This window comes from Nocardia sp. NPDC060220, assembly GCF_042727815.1.
In the GTDB taxonomy this organism is placed as follows: Bacteria; Actinomycetota; Actinomycetes; order Mycobacteriales; family Mycobacteriaceae; genus Nocardia.
In genome coordinates this window covers 1-6454 of the sequence record NZ_JBHWZY010000375.1, presented here as the reverse complement: position 1 = coordinate 6454, position 6454 = coordinate 1, and the positions used below count along the sequence as shown (strand labels likewise).

At 65.2% G+C, this 6454-nt stretch carries 6 protein-coding genes; all 6 read right to left on the bottom strand.

Translation table 11 applies throughout. From position 1 onward, the window contains the following. Positions 1 to 26: 26 nt before the first annotated feature. The 6 genes from ACFWF3_RS19885 to ACFWF3_RS19860 all read right to left on the bottom strand — a co-directional run bounded on the left by ACFWF3_RS19885 (position 27) and on the right by ACFWF3_RS19860 (position 6237). Positions 27 to 839 carry an alpha/beta fold hydrolase gene (locus tag ACFWF3_RS19885; RefSeq protein ID WP_379314796.1) on the bottom strand — a complete coding sequence of 271 codons (813 nt, stop codon included), beginning with the start codon at positions 837 to 839 and terminating at the stop codon, positions 27 to 29. 99 nt (positions 840 to 938) lie between these two features. Continuing rightward, the gene (locus tag ACFWF3_RS19880) at positions 939 to 2642 is read right to left on the bottom strand and encodes a hypothetical protein (protein WP_379314795.1); all 1704 of its coding nucleotides are present in this window, start codon (positions 2640 to 2642) and stop codon (positions 939 to 941) included. A gap of 621 nt (positions 2643 to 3263) precedes the next feature. After that, a complete protein-coding gene (locus ACFWF3_RS19875; RefSeq protein ID WP_379314794.1) occupies positions 3264 to 3794 on the bottom strand; it encodes a class IV adenylate cyclase in 531 nt (176 codons plus the stop codon). A gap of 33 nt (positions 3795 to 3827) precedes the next feature. After that, a complete protein-coding gene (locus tag ACFWF3_RS19870) occupies positions 3828 to 4910 on the bottom strand; it encodes a radical SAM protein (RefSeq protein ID WP_379314793.1) in 1083 nt (360 codons plus the stop codon). A gap of 459 nt (positions 4911 to 5369) precedes the next feature. Next, on the bottom strand, positions 5370 to 5849 hold the full coding sequence (locus ACFWF3_RS19865; protein WP_379314792.1) for a DNA-directed RNA polymerase subunit beta: 480 nt from the start codon (positions 5847 to 5849) through the stop codon (positions 5370 to 5372). Between the two features lie 172 nt (positions 5850 to 6021). Further along, positions 6022 to 6237, bottom strand: coding sequence for a hypothetical protein (locus ACFWF3_RS19860; RefSeq protein ID WP_379314791.1), 216 nt, complete (start codon positions 6235 to 6237; stop codon positions 6022 to 6024). Positions 6238 to 6454 lie beyond the last annotated feature (217 nt).

The window sequence follows — 6454 nt, the reverse complement described above, 5'->3', positions numbered from 1 at the left end:
GGCGCAGGAGGGGCCTAACCGTCTTCCTACCGGTCGCCGTCAAGGCTCGCCGACGGCACGCCCGTCGTGGTGGGCACGGCGCCCGTCGTCGCCAGAATCGTCGCCGCGACCAGTTTCGGATCGTCGATCATCGGCACATGGCCGACGCCCGGCAAGATCTCGAAGCGGGCCCGCGGGAAGCGCTCCCGGGCGATGCGGCCATTGACCGCCGGCGGCAGGATCGCGTCCTTCTCCGACCAGGCCAGGGTGATCGGACACGGCAACTCCGACACCGACGCGATCTGCTCCCTGGTGTCGAGCACGTCTTCGGTGACCGTGCACCCGATGAGGTCGGCGGCCGCTGTCAGTGCTTGCGCCGGTGTCAAACGATCAGCGCGACAAGCGATATCGCGCAGCGCGAGCCGCCGGACCACCGCCGATCGCATGACCACCGGTTGAACCGGTCGCGACAGCTGGACCAGGGCGCCCAAGCGGCGCAGCTTCCTGACCGCGTCGGTCTGCCCATGGCCACCACCATCCCAGAACCCGGCAGGTGAGAGCGCGCAGACGCTCAATGCCCGACCCCGCAACGCGAGCTCGATGGCCATCCACCCGCCGAGCGAGTTCCCCGCGAGATGAGCCTTCCCGATACCCCGCTCGTCCAGCATGCGCTCCGCCGCGTCGACGATGTCGCGCACCTTGACCGGACGCTCGCGCACCGCCGGCCCGCCCCGATGCCCGAGCGCTGTCAGCGCGACCACGTCGTGGTGATCGGTCAGGCGCGGAACGACGTCTTCCCACGCCGCCGCCGACATGGTGACGCCATGGAACAAGACGACCGAGGACTTACCGGAACTCATGGGCAGATGCTACTCACCCCGGTCGACGCGTTCGGCCTCAACGCGAGCCTTCGCCCCACAGACACCCCCCCGATCGGCGGCGCCCGCAGCACACCCGCACTAGGAAGCGCCGGTGGCGAATTCGGCGAGACGAGTGGAGACCACCTCGGGTCTGCCGTCGTTCTGATGAGCCGCGGCAGTGAGGACGTCGATGTGGTTGTAGCCCGGGAGGTGGATCACTTCATCCTGGGGACTTCCCGAGTCCGCAACCGGGATACCGCCGCTGCTGCGGAAAGTCAGGATGGGGTTGCGATCCACGCCGTCGAGATGGATGTGATGAACGGCGAACGACGGTGCCGTCGTCTGTTGGAGGTCGAGGCTGAGACGGGTGGGGAAATACCATTCGGTGAAGTCGAGGGGTGGTTCGCACAGACTGCGGGCCAGTTCACCGATGGCGGTCACTTCGCTGGTCGAGGACGTGTAGGGGGCGGTCAGTTCCGTTGTGTCGTCGTAGTCCGCCCAGAGGTAGAGGGTATCGGGGTGGTAGACCGTCGGCGAGACCTTCGGTGCGTCGCCGAACATGCCCATCACCAGTGGGCTCAGTGCGATCGAGTCCGGAAGGGGGAAGGATTTCGGGCCGATCGGGCCGCCGGTGGGGAAACCCACACTCGCTTGGAGGAATCCGAGTGGTTGGGAATTGTCGTCGAGGATCGCGCCCAGCACGGCTTCGTTGGTGGCGTTCAGGTCACGCACATCCGGTTGTCCGGTGACGAACATGGCGGCGTCCTGGGAGAGCAGGGTTCGCAGGGTTGCGGCGACATTGGGATTGTCGGGCAGTCGTCGCACGAGGTCGTTGACACCGTCGGGACTCAGTCTGGCCGCGAGGCCTGCCAGGGCGAGCAGATTGGTGGTTTCGGGATTGATCACCGCGGGCAGGCGTAAGACCGGCAGCGCGGTATCGAGTTGCAACGACACAGCTTCCACCGATCCGGCAATCAGCGCGGGAAGCTCGGGGACCTGAAGGCCGCGCAGGCTCAGTCCGGCTTGAATGGTGGTGTCGAGCGCGAAATAGCCCGAGCATTGGTTGTACCCGGCGTCATCGGTGGTTGCCGGATCCCCGTCGAAGTCCCACTCCGCGAAATAGCCGGTGACGAAGCCGCCCAGCGAATGGCCGCCGCACAGGACCTTTCGCTTGCGCACCGCTTGGTCGGGGAATTCGATCCGCAGCACGTCGTATTCGTCGCGCAGGGTTTGTGCGAGCCCTTGATCTCGCAACCACGCTGTTGCCGCACCGTCGGCATATCCGCTGAACCGGCGACCGTCGACATCGGCACCGCGGAAGTAGTAGTCCGCTGCGGTATCGAACGATCCGGTCCGTAAGGCCGCGGCGACCCCGGTGTGGTCCTCCAAGCAGTTCGACCGACGATCCAGTGCCCAGAATTCGATGTATCGTCCCGACTCCGCCGCCGACGCGACAGTGTTGCGCGCCACGCTGTCGAAGGCGCCCGCCCCCTCGAAGACACCGGGTTGCGCGACCAGGACACGCTCGGCGTCGGCCGAGGACCGCGGTCCGTCGATCGCCCGCCACCGCAGATACGACAGGGTGTCGCACGCCTGCGGATGCGGCAGGCTGCCCGGCGGCAACGGCACCGCGAGAGTGACTTTCGATGCGACGACCGACGTCACCGGCGACGAAGTCGAGTACACCGTTTCCGTCCGGCCGGGCACCTCACCGCTCGCGACCGGGGCCGCGGCAGACACGCCGATTCCGGCCATCGCCAATGCTGTCACCAATGCCGAGACGCTGTTTCGCCGAAGTCGCATACGAACATTCCCTTATTCACGGTCACCGATATCGAACCCTGTCCCACTGTGAGGTAACCGGAATAGGCCCGCACCTGTTTTCGATCACAACAGCGAGCCGAACGAAGCGCAGCGGCATCACAACGAACACCCCGGTCCGAGCCGACTTCTTCAGTCGCAGAATGGCATTACAGAACGGTCGACACTTCGCCACATCAGTCCGTTCATCGATTCACAGGGGCCGGAGCTACGACGTTTCAGTGTCAGAGAGTTCGTAGGCCTGGCGGAACAGCAGCGTACCCAACACATCGTGACACTCGGCGCGGCATCGGCTCTCGCCAGATCCGAACGCGCAGAACATGTTCGTGGATGCCGGGGGCCAGCTGGCCGAGCACATGTGCCAGGTGCAGCTCCCCGGGGTGAGATGTCATTACACACTCCCTGGCTAGTGACCGGGTAATTGGGTGGCAAGCCCCGAACGGGTGCGGCAGTAGCTCGGATGTCATCGCTTCGCCCCGCTTCGGCGTCACTGCCTCGGCAGACGCATGACGATGGCCCCGGCGGCTCACACTGTGATGAGCAACCGGGGCCTTTCGGGTTGTGCTGTTCGTGTGCGTCGCATCGGGATGCGGGGAGCCGTCGTCAGAAGCGCAGTTCTCGTATCGTGTTGAGGTCGATTCCGTGGCGTGCGTAGATCTTGATCGTGTTCTCGCCGGTGAGGTCTGCTTCGGTATAGCCGAGCAGTTCGGCCACACGGATCACGTCGGCCTTGGTGGCGGCCTCGATCTCGAGATACGGCGGGATCCCGGGCCAGGTATCGAGTTCCAGCTCTGCGCCGTCGAGGGTGTAGCTGATCCGCTTGGTTTCCTGGTACGACTTGGCAGAGAATCCCATCATCTCGAGCAGGGCGTTGGTAGCGGAGAAGTCATCGACACTCACCTCGACCTCGTGTGTGCCGTCGATGGCGTCGCTGGTGATCTCTTTGACCGCGAGCGTGGTGCTATTTCCGTTGTCGCGCAACCTGATCCACTTGCCGTCAACACCGGGGTTGATGTCGTAGACGTAGCGGCGCATGAACCGCTCACCAAACTTCTGGCCGCCTTTGTCCAGGATGCGGCGGTCGATGGCGTCGGGATCGATGTCGAGGATCTTCGCTTCGTGCTCGATGGGCACGGGGTCTCCTTCGGGCGTGGGTTTGGGGTGAGGTTATCCGACTCGGCGGGTCGTGAGCCGGGTGTACTCGGCCTCGCGGAGTCCGAGGACTTCGGTACGCAAGGGGCTGGTCAGAAACTCGTCCAGCGGCAAGCACAGGTCCATGCGCTGGATGCACACACCGACCTGCCAAGTGCAGGTGCGGTCGTAGAAGAGGCGCACGCCGTAGAAGCCTTCCTGGCAATCGGTGCCGTTATTGAACCGGCATCCGGCACAAGTTTGCGGTAGCCGGACGGGGCGGATGTGCTCGAAGAGGATGCGCCGTCCATCGGGCAGGCAGTAGGCGGTGCGAGAGTTGGAACCTCCGGCCGTGACGTAGTGGGCTTCAGCAACGGCACCCCGCTCGGCAAGGATGCGTTCGATCGCGGCGATCGAGCTGTCGCCGTGGTCGAGTGACATGAGCAACCGCACGGTCAGGTTCGGGGAGAACTCATCGAGTAGCCGGTGCACCCGTGGCGCATGGGTGTAGTCGGGGACGACGATATTGGCGCTGGCTTTGACTCCATGGGTCTCACACGCCGTGATCGAGCGTTCGAGCGCATCGATTCTGCGTTGGGCCAGAACAGGATTGCGGAATCGGGGGTGCTGCACCTCTGCCAGCTCGGATGCAGTCGTGCCGAAGACGGAGAAGTTCACCCGGTCCAGCCCGGCAGCGGAACAATCACCGATCACACGCTCGCCGCGTTCACCGTTTGAGGTCATGCCGACTCGCAACCCGGCATCGACGGCAATCTTGGTCAGCGTGGCCACGCCCGGATGCAAGGTCGGCTCGCCGCCGGTCAGGTGCACCTCGGTCAATTCCAGCGCCTCACCGAGCACCGTGAGCGCATGGGCGAATTCATCGTTGTCGGGTACCGGGGCTGGGAGGAAGGCCGCGCCGTTGGTCTGGGCGTAGATCGACATGCGCCCGCTCGCTCCGGCAGCCAGGAACTCACCAGGCAGACGGTTTCGGTTGTCAACGGCTACCGGTGTGCCTTCGTTATGACAGAACGTGCAGGTCAAGCCACATGCGTCAATAATCTTGACGCGCACGGTGGTGTCTTTGTCGACATGGACGGGGATCGCAGCACAGGACATAGCCGTGCTCCCTTCGTTCAGTGGTGAATGGTGCCGGTCGGGGAGGCAACCGGTGTGGGTCGGCGTAGCGATCGCGCCGGGCTGGTGGTCTGTTGGTAGCGCGGGTGGCGAGCGCTCGATTGAGGTCGGCGCGGGTGTCGTCGCGGTAGACGCCTAGGTGGCCGCCGGTGCGGCGCGGGTGAGGCCGTGAGGTGTCATGTGGTCTCACCAGGCGCGCGCGGCGGGCATTCGGTTGGTATCCGGGTCAAGGCAATAGGTACAGGCGTTCGCATGGCAGGCGGGGAAACCCCGCGCAGTGTCTGGAATCCACGGCGACGGTGCCGGGTCGGCGGGCGGCCACCTCGCAGACGAAAATCAGCGCCGCCGTCAGGCATGCGACGAAATCCATTCGCACACTGAAGAACTGGATCGTGAGATGGATATCGGGTTCGTCAGGGCAGGGTGAGTGACCGCCGTGGTTCATCGCCTACGCCGCCCGTGTAGGCACCCCAGGGCGCATTCGATGACGACCGCGCCGGAGGGGCGGAACACGCTGATAGCCGGAGATACCCACGTACGGACCATCAACGGGTCCGGTGCCGGGGACGGCAACGCGATATCGCCTTCACGAATAACCACCACCCGCGCTTCCCATAATCGGGCGACCTGTTGCGGGTCACCGATCGGCCGGATATCAGCCCTCACCAAGAAAGTCCACATGGCTGCGCGGGGGTGGCCGATGATCGGCAGCGGCGCGACCCCACGAGCATCGAGGCTGGTTTTGACCCGGTGCGCGAGATCGGTCGGCATCACTACCGCACCGACCAACCCGGCCCGCATCGTGATCCGCCCGGTAACCGGGTCGATGATCGTGGGCAGGGAACACACTCGGCGGTAGAACTCACACCGCGAGCGCGGTGTTTCGGCGAATGTGTTGGTGGGCGGGCCGGTTTGCGTCATCGCTGGCCCCCCGGCGGTTCAGCGGGCAGGACGTGTGGCCCGGGGCCGGGCGCCTCGAGTGGTGTCGGTCCGGGCGCTGCCCTGACCCATCCGGCTTCGCGCATCGCTTCCAGCGTGGTCACAAGGTCGGCCAGCGGCGGCCGGGGCGCGGGGGTCGGCGGGGTGAGGTGGCTCATCGAGTCGCCTGCCGGTGCGGGCGACGCTGCCCGGCCGAAATCTGCCATTGCGCCCGCCGATTGTGGAAGGCATAGCCGTTGTGGCGCAACGTGTGCAGGACACGCGACACACGCCACCTCTGTGTGTTGAGGTTGTGGGCGATCGTGTCGGCGGTCAGCATCCCGCCCCGCTCGAGGAGGGCGAGAACATCGGTTTCGAGGGTGCTGGTCATCGGGGTCACCTCTGTCTGTCGGCTCGGCGATCTGGGGGGCGCTCGGCGGTGGCTTCGCGAACCCGTCGTCGGTCGTCATCGTTTGGGCCCATTTGGGAGGGGCGTGATGATGTCGTTGGGCTGTTCCAGCACACCTCGTTCGGCGGCAGCATGTAAGGCGCGCGCAACGGGTAGGTGTGTGCGCCGAGGGTGTGTGGAATTGGCCGATGGTCGTCAC